Genomic DNA, 872 nt, shown 5'->3' with positions numbered 1-872 from the left:
TCCTTTTTCCTTTATGCTGCTTTTGGCACTAATTTTGTTTGCTTCATCCATTCTTTGGCTATGTCCCAGACATCGGTTGGGACGTCTTGGTTATACTTGCCACGAAACTGGACTATTTTACCCTGCTTTACTTCGAGTGTGTAAAGAGGTGTTTTTGGTTGATTTGATAAGCGTACAAACACTATCAAAGTATCGCCTTTGAAATGCTTGTCTGTGTATGAGCTTACGCAGTGATGTAGCTTCTTGCCCTCATAGATCAGCTCGGCCACTTTTCTAGGGACATGGAATGCGTAACCGTGGATGATTCTATCCATTCCTTTTTTAAGTTTAAACTCAGATTCAAGCTGCTTACGTTTCTTCTTGTCTTCCATTTTGCGTTTTTCTTCAACGAATTGATTGTATAATCCGACCGTGTGATTGTGCATGGCCGTAAAATCCTTTGGTACAAGCATAGCATCACCTTCAGGCTCAATGCCCATTTCTCGTAGCATCTTGAGATAGTCAAGATATTCATTGAAATCAATATGATTCTTGATAATCCAATTCTGAAACTTATTGATCCCTACACCTTTCGGTATGTGCTTGATATCGTGGTAAGTCAGATAAGACTCGATACCAGGTACTAGCTGGCCGTTCCGTTCTTTTAATCGACGGCTCAACTCAAATTCGTTAAAGCTGCGATTTGAATTCTTGAAAAATTGTTTATTCTTCTGAAGCCATCTACGGTTCAAGGTCCGCATGTCTACGGTTCTTGTAAATCCGATTCTACAATTCGGAAACATGATTTCGTTGGCCAATCTGTAAGCGTGAATCTTCTGGGCAAACTCGATTTCAAACTTATATTTGTAAAGTCGTTCAATTTCCCAAAAAAA

Annotated in this window: 1 protein-coding gene; it reads right to left on the bottom strand. The window is 39.7% G+C overall.

Features of this window, described 5'->3' with window-relative positions; genetic code table 11:
* Window positions 1-11 precede the first annotated feature (11 nt).
* On the bottom strand, window positions 12-872 hold an 861-nt coding region (locus HMPREF2805_RS00045; RefSeq protein WP_186822533.1), incomplete at its 5' end, for a PcfJ domain-containing protein.

The organism is Streptococcus sp. HMSC034E03, from assembly GCF_001811505.1.
Taxonomy (GTDB): Bacteria; Bacillota; Bacilli; order Lactobacillales; family Streptococcaceae; genus Streptococcus.
This window is presented reverse-complemented; position numbering and strand designations above follow the sequence as displayed.